Genomic DNA, 711 nt, shown 5'->3' on the forward strand with positions numbered 1-711 from the left:
AACAGTACGAAGTCATGGTTGATGCAAAAACAGGCATGATCGTAGATGTGATTGATACAGCAGCATAGCATCAAAAAAGATGCGGCCATCAGGGCCGCATCTTTTTATATGGCGTGAATCGGCCGGTAGACCGGATGCCACATCGCATCCTGCACCGCCTGAATCACATCGTCCGGCTCGTTTTCTGCAACTCCGTCTTCTATGGCTGCTTTGATGACAGCCGTTGCCACGGTTGCGGAAACCGTGCGCAAATCCTCAACTTCCGGAAGAAGCGCGGCGCCGGGCCGGCCCGTATCAACCATACCCGCGATCGCAGCCGCGCTGGCGTAAAACATGTTGTCCGTAATCAGTCTTGCTTTTGATACGAGCGTTCCGAGCCCAAGGCCGGGGAATACAAAGGCATTATTCGCCTGGCCGATCGCATAACGGGTGCCGCTGTATTCCACAGGCGCAAACGGGCTTCCTGTGGCGACGAGCGCCCGCCCTTCCGTCCAATTGATCAAATCTTCAGGCCTTGCTTCAGATAACGGCGTCGGATTGGACATCGGGAATATAGCCGGCCGTTTCACATGCTTTGCCATTTCTTTTACAATTTCCTCTGTAAATGCGCCCGATACCGTCGAGGTTCCAATCAAAATGGTAGGCTGCACTCTTTTAACCACCTCGAGCAGATCAATTGCATCCCCCGGGCCGTTCCGGCTGAAGTCTTTT

Annotated in this window: 1 protein-coding gene; it reads right to left on the reverse strand. The window is 53.7% G+C overall.

From position 1 onward, the window contains the following. Positions 1 to 104: 104 nt before the first annotated feature. A partial coding sequence (locus ACWHAR_RS27125) for a malic enzyme-like NAD(P)-binding protein (protein WP_452088439.1) occupies positions 105 to 711 on the reverse strand: 607 nt, incomplete at its 5' end.

The sequence above is a fragment of the Bacillus sp. LR--39 genome, from assembly GCF_053613335.1.